Here is a 13,627-nt window from a genome sequence, read left to right as displayed (position 1 = left end):
ACCGACTCACCTACCGCGCGGCGCTACAGCTTGCGCGGTCTAACATTTGCTCAAAGGAATACACATGGAATGGCTGACCAATCCGGAAATCTGGATTGCCTTCTTCACCCTGACGGCCCTCGAGATCGTCCTGGGCATCGATAACATCATCATGATTTCGATCCTGGTCAGCCGCATGCCCAAGCACATGCAGGCACGCACCCGGATCTTCGGCCTCGCGCTGGCGATGGTCACGCGTATCCTGTTGCTGCTGTCGATCACCTGGGTCATGCAACTGACCGCCGACCTGTTCGTAGTGTTCGGCGAGGGCATTTCCGGTCGCGACCTGATCCTGTTCTTCGGTGGCCTGTTCCTGTTGTGGAAAAGCTCCCAGGAGATGTACCACGCCCTGGAAGGTGAAGATGAAACCAACGACGAGCCTAAAGGCGCCGGCGGCAAGTTCATCTACACCATCATCCAGATTGCGATCATCGACATTGTGTTCTCCCTGGATTCGGTCATCACCGCCGTCGGCATGGTTTCTCATGTGCCGGTAATGATTGCCGCTATCGTGGTTGCCGTACTGGTGATGATGCTGGCCGCTGGCACCATCAGCGAATTCATCGACAAGCACCCGTCGCTGAAGATGCTGGCGCTGTCGTTCCTGCTGGTAGTGGGTACCGTGCTGATCGCCGAATCCTTCGACGTGCACGTGCCAAAAGGCTACGTCTACTTCGCCATGGCGTTCTCGCTGGCAGTGGAAGCGGTGAACATCAAGATGCGCACTGCCATCGCGAAAAAGAAGAAACAGCAGGACCCGGTGAAACTGCGCAAGGACGTTCCGGGTCAATAAACCTGTAGGAGCGAGCTTGCTCGCGAAGAACCCAAGGACAACGCGTTAAACCAGGCAGTATGCGTAATCGTTGACGTTCTTCGCGAGCAAGCTCGCTCCTACATATGACAGTTTTGTTTCAATCCCGAGTTTAGCTATGCGATGCTGGCGCAGAGCCCATTCGCCAACTACAGCTTAAGTACAAGACGTAGAACGGCACGCGGCAACTTTCCTTCGCTCCTGTTGGAGCGCACCCACACGGGGGGCCGAGCATGCTGACCTTGCTCAATCTGCTTTCCGCCGTGACCCTGCTTATCTGGGGCACGCACATCGTCCGTACCGGCATCCTGCGGGTCTACGGCTCCAACTTGCGCCAAGTCATCGGGCAGAACATGTCCAAGCGCTGGCTGGCGTTTGTCGCCGGTATCCTGGTGACGGCCATGGTGCAAAGCAGCAATGCCACGGCGATGCTGGTGACGTCCTTTGTCGGCCAAGGGCTGATGAGCCTTACGCCCGCCTTGGCCACCATGCTCGGCGCCGACGTCGGCACCGCGTTGATGGCGCGGGTACTCACCCTGGACCTGTCCTGGTTATCGCCGCTGTTGATCTTCCTCGGGGTGATTTTTTTCCTGTCGCGCAAACAGACGCGGGCCGGGCAACTCGGCCGGGTCGGGATCGGCCTCGGGCTGATCATTCTCGCCTTGCAATTGATCGTCGAAGCCGCCGGGCCGATTACCCATGCCCAAGGTGTCAAAGTCATCTTCGCTTCGCTGACCGGCGACATCTTGCTCGATGCCCTGGTCGGTGCGCTGTTCGCGATGATTTCCTACTCCAGCCTCGCCGCCGTGCTGCTGACGGCAACGCTGGCCGGTGCCGGCGTGATCGGTTTGCACGTGGCCATCGGCCTGGTGATCGGCGCCAACATCGGCAGTGGCATCCTGGCCTTTCTCAGCACCAGCATGCAGAACACCGCCGGGCGGCAAGTCGCCCTGGGCAGCCTGTTGTACAAGTTGATCGGCCTGCTGTTGATCATTCCGGTACTCGACCCCCTCGTAAGCTGGATGGACGGCCTGGACTACAGCACTCAGGCCATGGTCATCACGTTCCACCTGCTCTACAACGTCAGCCGCTGCCTGATTCTGTTGCCTACCATTGGCCCGATGGCACGGCTGTGCGAATGGCTGCTGCCGGAGCGTCCCGAGACCGATGGCAAAGCCAAGCCGCGCCATCTGGACCTGGCCTCACTGAATACGCCGAGCCTGGCGCTGGCCAACGCCGCCCGCGAAACCCTGCGGCTCGGCGACCTGATCGACAACATGCTCACCTCGATGCAGGAAGTGCTGCGCGGCAAACAAACCGCCATTACCCAGGAAATGCGCAGCCTCAGCGATGACGTCGAGGCGCTTTATAGCGCGATCAAACTTTACCTGGCGCAAATGCCCCGTGAAGACCTGAGTGAACAGGACAACCGACGCTGGGCGGAAATCATTGAGCTGTCCATCAACCTGAAGCTGGCGGGCGACTTGATCGAGCGCATGCTGCGCAAAGTCCAGCAGCAGAAGACTTCGCAACGTCGGCAATTTTCCGAGGTCGGCCTGGAAGAACTCAGCGGCCTGCACAGCCAGTTGATCGCCAACCTGCGCCTGGGCCTGTCGGTCTTCCTCAGCGGCGATCCGGAAAGTGCCCGCCAATTACTGCGTGAGAAGCGCCGCTTTCGCGCCCAGGAACGTCGCCTGGCCCACGCCCACGTCAGCCGCCTGCAACGTAAAATCGTGCAGAGCCTGGAAACCAGTTCCCTGCACCTGGAGCTGATTGCCGACATGAAGCGCTTGAACTCGTTGTTCTGCAGCAGCGCCTATGTTGTGTTGGAAACGTCCGACACCGGCGCACTCTCTGCTGAAGATATTGCCGACATCACCCATTCGCCCTGAACGTACGCCAGCCAGCGAAGTCAGTTAACAATGGACCTCGTTCGCCAGGAAGCTTGTTATGCGTCGCCTGTTACTCGCCTGCCTGCTGCTGGGCTCGGCACACACCTTTGCCTTTGACCGCCTGCAAGTCGAGGGCTACACCTTGCCCAACGGCCTGCAACTGTTGCTCAAACCGGGCACCGAGCGCGGGCATGTGGCCATCCGCCTGGTGGTTGGCGTGGGCCTGGACGATTTCAGCTGCGACCAGAAAGAACTGCCGCATTTGTTCGAGCATCTGCTGTTCAGCGGTATCGACGGCGGTGGCGAAGGCGACCTCGAAGACCGCATGCAAGCCCTGGGCGGCGAGTGGAACGCCTACACCAGCAACGCCGACACCACGTTCGTCATCGAGGCGCCCGCGCAGAACCAGCGCAAGGTGCTGGACCTGCTGCTGGCAATCATCACCCGCACCCAACTGACCGACGCCCATATCAACGCTGCCAAGCAGGTGGTCGAGCGCGAGGACGGCGGCCATTACTCGCACTTGCAACGCCTGCTCGACCGCCAGGACCTCGGCCACAACGCCAGCAACCAGTTAGCCGTCGAGCTGGGCCTCAAGTGCGCCGAACGCGCCGAGGTCAGCCACCTCGCGCGCGATCAGTTGGAGGCGCTGCGCAAAAATTGGTACGCGCCGAACAATATGACCCTGATCGTCGTCGGCGATCTGGACAAACTGCTGCCGGCCTACCTGGAACGCACCTATGGCCAACTCGACCCGGTAGAGCCGAGCGAACACCGGCCGCTGCCGCAAATCCAGCATGCCGCTGCCAGCCAGCGTGACCTGATCCACGGCTGGGTCGGCGACAACGCCAAGCTGCACTGGCTGTTCCCGGAACCGGTGCTGGACGACCAGCATGATGAAACCTACGACCTGCTCAAGGACTACCTCGACTGGACGTTGTACCGCCAACTGCGGCTCAGGCACGGTTTGTCCTACGGCCCGTGGACCGAACGCGAAGTGCTCGGCGGCGTCGGTTTCCTCAGCCTGAACGCCGACCTCGAACGGGAAAACCTCGAGCAAGCCGAACAGGTATTGCAAGACCTCAAGGCGCAGCTGCTCAAGGACGGTCTCGACCCGGTGGTGTTCGCTCGCTTGCAGCAAGCCGCCATCGCCCGCCAGGCCTGGGCAGTGCAGGGCAACAGCGCGTTGGCCGACTATTATTGGAGCGCGGCCGGCGAATATGCCGATGGCCGCTTCGGCGACCCGGCCAAACGCATCAAGGCCGTGACCCTGGCGCAGACCAATCAGGCCATGCGCCAGGTGTTGGAGCAGCCGGGCTACTGGCGCGTCGAAAAGCCGTTGTTGAGCTATAACGCCCTGAGCTGGATCGGCGCGGGTGTGCTGGGACTGATCATCCTGGCTGGGGCGGCGCTACGGTTTTCTCGCAAACGGACCCTGTAATGAAGCACCGAACAACGGACTAAGACGTTATTCTGTCTCGGATTTTTCCTACACACATTGTGAATCGTCCATGCCGAACTTACCGCCCCTTATCCAGCGCGTTATAGAACTGATCAAACGCTACCCTGGGGTGATCGCACTCGGCGGTTTCATATCGGGTGTGGGCAGCTTCATCCTGGTGGACCGCCAGCAGGGCATGGCCAGCTGGATCGCCGTGATCATGCTGGTGAGCTGGCTGTGGCTGATGCTGGAAAACAGCTTCACGCAACTGTTTACCAAACTGTTCAACCGCGAAATACCCGAACCGCTGCTGCGCTACGCCACCCAGATGATCCACCAGGAAAGTCTGTTTTTCGTGCTGCCGTTCTTTTTCGTCACCACGGCCTGGAACAGCGGCCAGTCGGTGTTCACCGGCCTGCTCGGTGCGGCGGCGCTGGTGTCGATCATCGACCCGCTGTACTACAAGTGGCTGGCGCCCAAGCGCTCCCTATTCCTCGCCTTGCATACACTGACGTTATTCGCCGCACTGCTGACCGCACTGCCGATCATCCTGCACCTGACCACTGCCGAGAGTTACAAGCTGGCCCTGGGCGTGGCCATGGCCCTGTCGATTCCGAGCCTGGCCGTCAGCCTGCCGCTGCGCAGCATCAAGGGCTGGGCGATGCTGCTGGGGGTCACGGCCGCGATCGGCTGCGCCGGCTGGCTGCTGCGAAGCTGGGTGCCACCTGCCACCCTGTGGATGACCGAAGTGGCCATCAGCACCCAGCTCCAAGACCGCACACCGGGCGACGACCTCAAGCAGGTCAGCGCCGCCCAACTGCGCAGCGGCGGACTGTACGCCTACACCGCCATCAACGCCCCGCGCGGCCTGGATGAGCGGATCTACCATGTGTGGAAATTCAACGGCAAGGAAGTCGACCGCATTGCCCTGGATATCCATGGCGGCCGCAAGGAGGGCTACCGCGCCTGGACCCACAAGCAGAACTTCCCGCCGGACTCGGTAGGCCGCTGGCAGGTGCGGGTGCTGACCGAAGACGGCCAAGTCATTGGCGTGCTGCGCTTCAACGTCACCGACTCAGCACAAACGGACAACCCAGAGTAGGCCCGATCATGCTATTACGTAGGAATTGTGGATAGCCAAACAAGCTCGGAGCTTATGACCACTCGTACGACAGCCGGCGCGGCCCAACTCGATACGTCTAGCACACCGCCGCTGCTGCGGATTACCGGTGACTGGACGCTTGCCCACTATGCAAACCTGAAGAAGTTGTCGGCCACCCTCGACGGCCGATACGACGCCGGCGCGCGCATCGACCTTAACGGCCTCGGCGCCCTGGATACCGCCGGTGCTTCGCTGCTGGTGGAGCTGCTGGGCCCCGACCGCATCGAACATTCCGCCGAGCAGACCGATTGCAGCCTGTCCGCCGCCGACCGGGCGCTGCTCAAGACGGTCTACCGCTCGCTGAATGATTTTTGCGTACCGCTCAAAGAACCGGAAGAGAGCACCAGCATCCAGGTGCTGGCGCGCATCGGCCGCGCCGTGGACACCGTCTGGCAAGACGGGATGAAACTGCTGGGCTTCATCGGCCTGATCCTCGAAACCTTCGTGCGCGGCATCTTGCGGCCTAAACGCTGGCGCCTGACGCCGATGGTGGCGCATATCGAACAGACCGGTCTCGACGCCGCGCCGATCGTCGCGCTGCTGACCTTCTTGGTCGGTGCCGTCGTGGCCTTCCTCGGCGCCACCGTGCTCAAGAGCTTTGGCGCGACGGTATTCACCGTGGACCTGGTGGCGTTCTCTTTCCTACGCGAATTCGGTGTATTGCTCACCGCCATCCTGATCGCCGGCCGCACGGCCAGTGCCTTTACTGCACAGATCGGCTCGATGAAAGCCAACGAAGAAATTGACGCGATCCGCACTCTGGGCCTGGACCCCATGGAGCTGCTGGTGCTGCCACGGGTGTTGGCGCTGCTGGTGGCGCTGCCGATGCTGACCTTCCTGGCGATGCTTTCAGGGATCGTCGGCGGCGGTGTGGTGTGTGCGGTGGCCCTGGATATTTCGCCAGCGATGTTTCTGTCGCTGCTGCAATCGGACATCGGCGTGCAGCATTTCCTGGTAGGCATGGTGAAAGCGCCGATTTTCGCGTTCCTGATCGCCGCAATTGGTTGCCTGGAAGGGTTCAAGGTCAGCGGCAGTGCCGAGTCCGTCGGCGCGCATACCACCTCCAGCGTGGTGCAATCGATTTTCGTGGTGATCGTGCTGGACGCGGTCGCTGCCATGTTTTTCATGGAGATGGGCTGGTGAGTCGTCTACATCGAGCGCCCACTGAGGCGGTGATTGAGGTACGCGGCCTGTGCAACCGCTTTGGCAGCCAGAGCGTGCACGAAAACCTCGACCTGGATTTGTACAAGGGTGAAATCCTGGCGGTGGTCGGCGGCTCCGGCAGCGGCAAGTCGGTGTTGCTGCGCAGCATCGTCGGCCTGCGCCGGCCCAGCGAGGGGCAAGTTCGGGTGTTCGGCAAGAACCTGCCGAGCTTGCCCGAGCATGAACGCTCATTGGTGGAACGGCGCTTCGGCGTGCTGTTCCAGAAGGGCGCGTTGTTTTCCTCGCTGACCGTCACCGAGAACGTCGCCTTGCCGTTGATCGAGCACGCCGGGCTCAGCCGTGCGGATGCCGAGCATTTGGCGGCGGTCAAGCTGGCCCTGGCCGGGCTGCCGTTGTCGGCGGCCGACAAATACCCGGCGTCGCTGTCCGGCGGCATGATCAAGCGCGCCGCCCTGGCGCGCGCGCTGGCCCTGGATCCGGACATCCTGTTTCTCGACGAACCCACCGCCGGCCTCGACCCGATTGGCGCGGCGCAATTCGATCAACTGATCCTGACCCTGCGCGATGCGCTGGGCTTGAGTGTGTTCCTGGTGACCCACGACCTCGACACGCTGTACACCATCACCGACCGCGTGGCGGTGCTGGCGCAGAAGAAAGTGCTGGTGGCCGATGCCATTGATGTTGTCTCGGAAACCGACGACGCCTGGATTCACGAATATTTCCACGGCCCCCGAGGCCGCGCGGCATTGGATGCCGCTCAATCGCTCAACGAGGTATGACATGGAAACCCGAGCCCATCATGTGATGATCGGATTGTTCAGCGTAATTGTGGTGGTCGGCGCGATGCTGTTCGGCCTGTGGCTGGCCAAATCCAGCGTCGACAGTGCTTTCCGCGATTACGAGGTGGTGTTCAACGAAGCGGTCAGCGGCCTGTCCCAAGGCAGTTCGGTGCAGTACAGCGGGATCAAGGTGGGCGATGTCACCAGCCTGCGCCTGGACCCCAAGGACCCACGCCGCGTGCTGGCGCGCATCCGCCTGGCCGGGCAAACGCCGATCAAGGAAGACACCCAGGCCAAGCTGGCCCTGACCGGCATTACTGGCACCTCGATCATCCAGCTCAGCGGCGGCACCCCGCAAAGCCCGGAACTCAAGGGCAAGGATGGCAACCTGCCGGAAATCATCGCGTCACCATCGCCCATCGCACGTCTGCTCAATAACAGCAACGATCTGATGACCAGCATCAACCTGCTGCTGCATAACGCCAACCAGCTGTTCTCCCGGGAAAACGTCGAACGCTTGAGCACGACCCTGGACAACCTGCAGCAAACCACTGGCGCCATCGCCGACCAGCGCGGCGACATCAAAGTGGTGATGCAGCAATTGCTGCAAGTGAGCAAACAGGCCGGCGGTGCGTTGGAGCAGACCACGGCGCTGATGCGCAACGCCAACGGCTTGCTCAATGATCAAGGCAAGCAAGCCTTTGGCAGCGCGGAGCAGGCGATGAAGTCTCTTGAGCAAAGCACCGCCACCCTCAACACGTTGCTGGCCAACAACAAGGACTCGGTGAACAGCGGCCTGCAGGGCCTCAATGAGCTGGCACCGGCCGTGCGCGAACTGCGCGAAACCCTCGGCTCGTTGCGCGCCATCTCGCGCCGCCTCGAAGCCAACCCCAGCGGTTACCTGCTGGGCAGTGACAAGAACAAGGAGTTCACGCCATGAAGCGTGCTTACCGAATGATCGCCCCGGCAGCCTTCGCGCTGATGAGCGCGTGCTCGATCCTGCCCAAGCCGGACCCGTCCGACGTGTACCGCCTGGCTTCGGCCCAGCCCGTCAGCCAAGGCGCACCAGTAAGCTGGTCACTGCGCGTGACCAAGCCACAGACCAGCGAATTTCTCGACAGCCCGCGCATTGCGGTGGTGCCCAATGGCGATTTGATCAGCAGCTATGCGAACTCGCGCTGGAGCGATCCGGCGCCGGTGCTGTTGCGTAATCGCCTGCTGGATGGCTTCCAGCGTGACGGCCGGGTGACGCTGTTGAGTACCGACGAAACCAACCTGCAAGCCGACTATGAGCTCGGCGGCCAGTTGCAGGTGTTTCAGAGTGAATATCACGGCAAGGCCGTGGACGTGGTGATTCGCCTGGATGCGCGGCTGGTGCGCGGCAGTGATCAGCGCATCATTGCCAGTCGCCGGTTTGAAGTGCGCCAGCCAGTGAGCGATACCCAGGTGCCGGCGGTGGTGGCTGGGTTTGGGCAGGCGGGGATAGGTTGAACAGACAGGTGGTGGATTGGGTGGTCGCACAAGGCAATAGCGTTGCGAAACGCTGAGGGCCACATCGGGGGCAAGCCCCCTCCCACAGTTTTTTGAATGTATTCACAGATCTAAATGTGGGAGGGGGCTTGCCCCCGATAGCTATCTAAGCCTCAACCAAAGAACCAGTAACACACCGCAATAGCCGCAACGACTCCGGCGAATTCTGCCAGCAACGCACACCCCACCGCATGCCGCGCCCGTTGGATACCCACCGAACCAAAGTACACCGCCAACACATAAAACGTGGTCTCGGTACTGCCCTGGATCGTCGCCGCCACCAACGCCGGGAAGCTGTCTACACCCTGGGTCTGCATGGTCTCGATCAGCATCGCCCGCGCCGCGCTGCCGGAGAACGGCTTGACCATCGCGGTCGGCAGCGCGTCGACAAAGCGGGTGTCCATGCCGGTCCAGGCCACCAGGTGGCGAATCCCTTCCAGGCCGAAGTCCAGCGCGCCGGACGCACGTAACACACCCACCGCACAGAGCATCGCCACCAGATAGGGCAACAGGTTCTTGGCAACGTCAAAGCCTTCCTTGGCGCCTTCGACGAAGGCCTCATACACCTTGACCTTGCGTAACGCGCCGATCACCAGGAACAGCATGATCAAGCCAAACAGGGTGAGGTTGCCCAGGATCGACGACAAGCCGGCCAGTGCGGTCGCGGACAAAGTCGCCAGCAGCGCCATGAAGCCACCCAACACCAACGCGCCGGGAATCAGATAGGCCAGCACGACCGGGTCCCACAAGCGCAGGCGCTGCATGACCGCCACCGACAGCAGGCCGACCAGGGTCGACGCGCTCGTGGCCAGCAGGATTGGCAGGAACACCAGCGTCGGGTCGGCAGCGCCTTGCTGGGCGCGGTACATGAAGATGGTCACGGGCAACAGCGTCAGCGAGGACGCATTGAGCACCAGAAACAGGATCTGCGCGTTGCTTGCCGTGTTGGGGATAGGGTTGAGTTCCTGCAGCGCCTTCATGGCTTTCAGGCCGATAGGCGTGGCGGCGTTGTCCAGGCCCAGGCCGTTGGCGGCGAAGTTGAGGGTGATCAGGCCGATGGCTGGGTGGCCGGCGGGCACTTCCGGCATCAGGCGGCGAAACAGCGGGCCCAGGGCCTTGGCCAGCCAATCGACGATCCCGGCTTTTTCGGCGATACGCAGAAAACCCAGCCACAACGTCAAGGTGCCGAACAGCAGCACCATGACCTCCACCGACAATTTGGCCATGGCGAAAATGCTTTCCACCATCGCCGCGAAAATCCCGGCGTTACCGCCCACCAGCCATTGCGCCAGTGCTGACACCATTGCCACGACAAAGAAGCCAAGCCACAGGCCATTGAGCATCAGTTAACTCCCCCGAAAGTTGGGGCGAATGATAGCGGGGCTGGCAGAAACGACAAACCCCGGAATTATCCGGGGTTTGTGTCAGCGCAATCGCGCGATCAGCCGCGCGTGATCTCGCCGGCCGGCAGCGCTTCTTTGCTGCGCCAGTGCGGCAGCGAATTCCAGTAGCGCTCGCCCTTGGCATCGTCGTACATGCCTTCCCAGCGCGAGATAACCAGCACGGCCAAAGCGTTGCCGATCACGTTCAGCGCGGTACGCGCCATGTCCATCACACGGTCGACACCCGCGATAAACGCCAGGCCTTCCAATGGGATGCCCACACTGCCCAGGGTCGCCAGCAACACAACGAAGGACACACCCGGCACACCGGCAATACCTTTGGAGGTGACCATCAGGGTCAGGACCAGCATCAGTTGCTGGCCGATCGACAGGTCGATGCCGTACAGCTGCGCGATGAAGATTGCAGCGATGCTCTGGTACAGGGTCGAACCGTCGAGGTTGAACGAGTAACCCGTCGGCACCACGAAGCTGCAGATCGCCTTCGGCGCGCCGTAGGCTTCCATCTTCTCGATCACGCGCGGCAGCACGGTTTCAGAGCTGGCGGTGGAGTAGGCCAGCACCAGCTCATCCTTGAAGATGCGCATCAGCTTGAGGATCGAGAAACCAAACAGGCGGGCGATCATGCCCAGCACCGCAAACGCGAAGAACAGAATCGCGACGTACACCAGGATCACCAGCTTGGCCAACGGCAGCAGCGAGGCGAAGCCGAAGTTAGCGACCGTTACCGCGATCAGGGCAAATACACCGATAGGGGCGTACTTCATGATCATGTGAGTGACTTTGAACATGCTCTCGGACACGCCCTGGAACATGGTCACCAACGGCTCGCGCAGTTCCGGCTTGAGGCTCGACAAGCCCAGGCCGAACAGCACGGAGAAGAAAATGATCGGCAGCATCTCGCCGCGCGCAACGGCAGCGAAGATGTTCGACGGGATCAGGTTGAGAATGGTCTCGATGAACGCATGCTCATGCTGCACCTCGGCGGCGGTTGCCTGGTACTTGGAGATGTCGACGGTACCCAGGGTACTCATGTCGATGCCCGCGCCCGGATGGAACAGGTTGGCCAGCAACAGGCCGACCACAATGGCGATGGTGGTGACGACTTCAAAGTAGAGGATGGTTTTGACGCCGATGCGACCGAGCTTTTTCGCGTCACCAACGCCAGCAATGCCCACGATCAGCGAGGAAATCACGATTGGGATGACGATCATCTTGATCAGGCGGATAAAGATATCGCCCGCCGGCTGCAGCACGTTGCTGATCCACCAGGCCTTTTCAGCACTGAAATGGTTGAGCACTGCGCCGATCGCGATCCCCAGTACCAAACCGATGAGGATCTGCCAGGCGAGGCTTAGCTTTGCCTTCTTCATGTCATTACCCTTACTTCAAGTGAACTTAAGGCAAATGCGCCAGCTGGACCGCTCGAAAGCGAAAAAGTGTGTGCATCTGCCTCCATGGAAGGTCACCGCAGCGTGGCCGAAATGGCTTACTGGCAGGCGAAAAAAGCCGCAACTATTCCCATGCAAGGGAGCGACGTCTAATGCCGTAAACGCCTACCCTATGCCGAATCGGCATGGCTATTCTTGAAAATAATTGTCTGAACGGTCAGTTCGAATGCGCCATTCAAGCGGGTGAACCTGCCGTGAAGCTGCCAATTCCGGTATGCACAGAGATACCGAATGGCTAGAGGGGTTTGCTGAAAATGCTTGGAAAATCCGCAGCCTGGCGTAAGAAACTGCCTATAGCGTCAGCAAAGTTTTCTCGATAGATGGTCGCGCCGACACACAAGGTAATGGTTGGCGGGAGGAAAAACGATGAATGTCGGCTATGGGCGGCATGACGCGCGAACGATGAACAGCATAAGCCCGCCGCAAGTTCAGCAAGCTTGAGGACTTGTGAACTTGCGTCGCAGCTTTTCGCCTGACCCGGCCCTTGCGCAGGCACTCCCTGTACCCGTAGGTCGCGCCGATCCTGATCGATCAGAGCAACCCGGCCCCCTGGTCATGCATCGCCCTTGGCGAGCGATGCAAACAGAAAGAAGCGAACTGGCTTCTTTCTATGGACGCCGGCTCCGTGAGACGGAACCTAGTACCAATTCGGATCTTTCTTCAGCTGCTCCATCAGCAGCTTTTTCATGCCTTCGTCCGGCTTACCGAGAAAACGGTAATCGGCGTGGCGTGTTGGGGACTTGTCCTTCGGCAGACCTGCCGGGACTTCCACCAACATCGCGTAGGCATCTTCCTTATCGAGGCTGAAGGCGACGATCAGGCGCTTGTTCAGGCAGGTATCTGCCGTTTCACACAGCGGCCCTACCAGATACTTGTCGCCATCCTCTTCGACAGCGTTCATCTGCTCAGCCGTACCCGACAGGTTCATCACCCATTCCGGCAGGCGCTCTTCTTTCTTCACTACGCCTTGCCAGGTTTCACGGTACTGCGCATCCGTGCTGAGCAATTCGTTGGCCCGGGATTGGCCGTCGTTGGCGGCCATCACCAGGCCACTGCCGCCCAACAGTACGGCAGCGGCAATGGCTTTAAGGGACAAAGTGGTCATATTCAGCCTCGGCCGCGACGACCAAAGAAGAACGAAGCGATGAACATCACCAGGAACACCACGAACAGAATCTTGGCGATACCCGTGGCGGTGCCCGCGATACCACCGAAGCCCAGGACTGCAGCCACAATGGCGATGATCAGAAATGTGATTGCCCAACTCAACATGGTGATTCTCCTTAAGCTTTCATAGAGGTAACAGCAGTGATGCCATGCGACCGCTCGGCATGAGCGACGTTTTGTTGCTTAGAACACCCAGCGTTCCTGGACCGGCAGTTCGCTCAGGGTGGAATCCTGGTCTGCCACTCTCAGTTGCGGGGCGGTTACATCGACAGCCGTGCTGGCGACGGAACGGAAGTGGGTCTGGGTCATGACGGGACGCTCGAACTGCGCAGTCGGCTGCTGACTCTGCTGCCAATGCTGCATCTGCTGGCCGGCGATCAGCGTGACCATCAACGCCAGGCTGGCGAACAGGCCTTGCTGCAGATGCAGTGGCGATACACGCAATTGGCTTAGGCTTTGGCGAGTCATACTGCTTTCTCCCGCATTCTGATTATTCGTTCATGACGCTCTATGCATTACCTATTGCAGAGCGCATGCCAGGTTTATTACAAAATAAAACCCTTTAAAATCAATAATATATAAATTATTTAAACGCACGCCCCACAGCATCCTGCACGATGCCCCCTGTAGGGCCGTGCGAAATGCACGATGGCCAGTGGTCGGGTCGAAGGAGCGAAAGTAGCTGCAGGATTGCCGAAGCGGCGAGAAGATATGAAAACGCCACTAGCGCGGGGCTTTAGCGGGGCGCGTAGGAAGGTATGCAGATAGCTGCGCGACGTTGCCTTTTATCG

At 60.5% G+C, this 13,627-nt stretch carries 12 protein-coding genes and 1 pseudogene; 8 read left to right on the top strand and 5 right to left on the bottom strand.

Annotation, left to right across the window (positions count from 1 at the left end):
• Window positions 1–64 precede the first annotated feature (64 nt).
• The 8 genes and pseudogenes from C4J87_RS00510 to C4J87_RS00475 all read left to right on the top strand — a co-directional run bounded on the left by C4J87_RS00510 (window position 65) and on the right by C4J87_RS00475 (window position 8,835).
• The gene (locus tag C4J87_RS00510) at window positions 65–832 is read left to right on the top strand and encodes a TerC family protein (RefSeq protein WP_124360663.1); all 768 of its coding nucleotides are present in this window, start codon (window positions 65–67) and stop codon (window positions 830–832) included.
• 251 nt (window positions 833–1,083) lie between these two features.
• Window positions 1,084–2,742: a Na/Pi cotransporter family protein gene (locus C4J87_RS00505; protein WP_124365306.1), complete on the top strand. Its 1,659-nt coding sequence runs from the start codon at window positions 1,084–1,086 to the stop codon at window positions 2,740–2,742.
• Between the two features lie 58 nt (window positions 2,743–2,800).
• Window positions 2,801–4,183, top strand: coding sequence for a pitrilysin family protein (locus tag C4J87_RS00500; protein ID WP_124365305.1), 1,383 nt, complete (start codon window positions 2,801–2,803; stop codon window positions 4,181–4,183).
• A gap of 70 nt (window positions 4,184–4,253) precedes the next feature.
• A complete protein-coding gene (locus tag C4J87_RS00495; RefSeq protein WP_124365304.1) occupies window positions 4,254–5,285 on the top strand; it encodes a DUF5924 family protein in 1,032 nt (343 codons plus the stop codon).
• 54 nt (window positions 5,286–5,339) lie between these two features.
• Complete coding sequence (locus C4J87_RS00490) at window positions 5,340–6,488, top strand: ABC transporter permease (protein ID WP_124365303.1); 1,149 nt, start codon at window positions 5,340–5,342, stop codon at window positions 6,486–6,488.
• Complete coding sequence (locus tag C4J87_RS00485; RefSeq protein WP_124365302.1) at window positions 6,485–7,288, top strand: ABC transporter ATP-binding protein; 804 nt, start codon at window positions 6,485–6,487, stop codon at window positions 7,286–7,288. The genes C4J87_RS00490 and C4J87_RS00485 overlap by 4 nt, the downstream gene beginning before the upstream one ends.
• Before the next feature lies 1 nt (window position 7,289).
• Entirely contained in the window at window positions 7,290–8,228 is a 939-nt protein-coding gene (locus tag C4J87_RS00480) for an MlaD family protein (RefSeq protein ID WP_124365301.1), read from the top strand.
• Window positions 8,225–8,835 (top strand): annotated as a pseudogene (locus C4J87_RS00475) (ABC-type transport auxiliary lipoprotein family protein). The gene C4J87_RS00480 and the pseudogene C4J87_RS00475 overlap by 4 nt, the downstream one beginning before the upstream one ends.
• Before the next feature lie 96 nt (window positions 8,836–8,931).
• Here C4J87_RS00475 and C4J87_RS00470 read toward each other — a convergent pair.
• From C4J87_RS00470 to C4J87_RS00450, 5 genes are all read right to left on the bottom strand, one after another.
• Entirely contained in the window at window positions 8,932–10,161 is a 1,230-nt protein-coding gene (locus C4J87_RS00470; RefSeq protein ID WP_048721443.1) for a nucleoside recognition domain-containing protein, read from the bottom strand.
• Between the two features lie 98 nt (window positions 10,162–10,259).
• Window positions 10,260–11,591 carry a glutamate/aspartate:proton symporter GltP gene (gene gltP, locus C4J87_RS00465; RefSeq protein WP_124360655.1) on the bottom strand — a complete coding sequence of 444 codons (1,332 nt, stop codon included), beginning with the start codon at window positions 11,589–11,591 and terminating at the stop codon, window positions 10,260–10,262.
• A gap of 715 nt (window positions 11,592–12,306) precedes the next feature.
• Window positions 12,307–12,774, bottom strand: coding sequence for an inhibitor of vertebrate lysozyme family protein (locus C4J87_RS00460; protein WP_124365300.1), 468 nt, complete (start codon window positions 12,772–12,774; stop codon window positions 12,307–12,309).
• Window positions 12,775–12,776: 2 nt separating this feature from the next.
• A complete protein-coding gene (locus C4J87_RS00455; RefSeq protein WP_003170804.1) occupies window positions 12,777–12,941 on the bottom strand; it encodes a DUF1328 domain-containing protein in 165 nt (54 codons plus the stop codon).
• 78 nt (window positions 12,942–13,019) lie between these two features.
• Entirely contained in the window at window positions 13,020–13,304 is a 285-nt protein-coding gene (locus C4J87_RS00450) for a hypothetical protein (RefSeq protein WP_124360653.1), read from the bottom strand.
• Window positions 13,305–13,627 lie beyond the last annotated feature (323 nt).

The organism is Pseudomonas sp. R1-43-08 (genome assembly GCF_003852255.1).
Taxonomy (GTDB): Bacteria; Pseudomonadota; Gammaproteobacteria; order Pseudomonadales; family Pseudomonadaceae; genus Aquipseudomonas.
This window is presented reverse-complemented; position numbering and strand designations above follow the sequence as displayed.

Bases quoted from the DNA above. Each gene is read 5' to 3' on its own strand.
- gltP (WP_124360655.1), bottom strand. From the start codon at position 11,591: ATGAAGAAGGCAAAGCTAAGCCTCGCCTGGCAGATCCTCATCGGTTTG.
- C4J87_RS00495 (WP_124365304.1), top strand. From the start codon at position 4,254: ATGCCGAACTTACCGCCCCTTATCCAGCGCGTTATAGAACTGATCAAA.
- C4J87_RS00460 (WP_124365300.1), bottom strand. From the start codon at position 12,774: ATGACCACTTTGTCCCTTAAAGCCATTGCCGCTGCCGTACTGTTGGGC.
- C4J87_RS00470 (WP_048721443.1), bottom strand. From the start codon at position 10,161: ATGCTCAATGGCCTGTGGCTTGGCTTCTTTGTCGTGGCAATGGTGTCA.
- C4J87_RS00510 (WP_124360663.1), top strand. From the start codon at position 65: ATGGAATGGCTGACCAATCCGGAAATCTGGATTGCCTTCTTCACCCTG.
- C4J87_RS00500 (WP_124365305.1), top strand. From the start codon at position 2,801: ATGCGTCGCCTGTTACTCGCCTGCCTGCTGCTGGGCTCGGCACACACC.
- C4J87_RS00450 (WP_124360653.1), bottom strand. From the start codon at position 13,304: ATGACTCGCCAAAGCCTAAGCCAATTGCGTGTATCGCCACTGCATCTG.
- C4J87_RS00490 (WP_124365303.1), top strand. From the start codon at position 5,340: ATGACCACTCGTACGACAGCCGGCGCGGCCCAACTCGATACGTCTAGC.
- C4J87_RS00455 (WP_003170804.1), bottom strand. From the start codon at position 12,941: ATGTTGAGTTGGGCAATCACATTTCTGATCATCGCCATTGTGGCTGCA.
- C4J87_RS00480 (WP_124365301.1), top strand. From the start codon at position 7,290: ATGGAAACCCGAGCCCATCATGTGATGATCGGATTGTTCAGCGTAATT.
- C4J87_RS00505 (WP_124365306.1), top strand. From the start codon at position 1,084: ATGCTGACCTTGCTCAATCTGCTTTCCGCCGTGACCCTGCTTATCTGG.